Source organism: Allomuricauda sp. XS_ASV26 (assembly GCF_041224615.1).
Classification (GTDB): domain Bacteria; phylum Bacteroidota; class Bacteroidia; order Flavobacteriales; family Flavobacteriaceae; genus Flagellimonas; species Flagellimonas alginolytica.
In genome coordinates, this window is the sequence record NZ_JBGFGK010000001.1 from 1 (window position 1) to 219 (window position 219).

Here is a 219-nt window from a genome sequence, read left to right on the forward strand (position 1 = left end):
CACATAGGCCTTTGTAGCGGCATCGCTCGCAGCGGTCGGGGCTCCAAGGCCCGTCAGCACTAGACCGTTCGCATCGTTCCCGTCAGTCAGCACTTCCTCGATGTTCTGGATCTCGTTCGTATCCGATAGATCTCCGTCGGCCGAAATATGGTTGGCCAGGTTCGTGGCATTGGTGGCAATGTCCGAAGCGTTCGTTGCTATCGCACTCGTATTGTTCGA

The 219-nt window shown here is 56.6% G+C and carries 1 protein-coding gene; it reads right to left on the reverse strand.

Features of this window, described 5'->3' with window-relative positions; all coding sequences use genetic code 11:
- The coding region (locus AB9K32_RS00005) for a hypothetical protein (protein WP_369883991.1) at window positions 1-219 on the reverse strand (219 nt) is incomplete at both ends.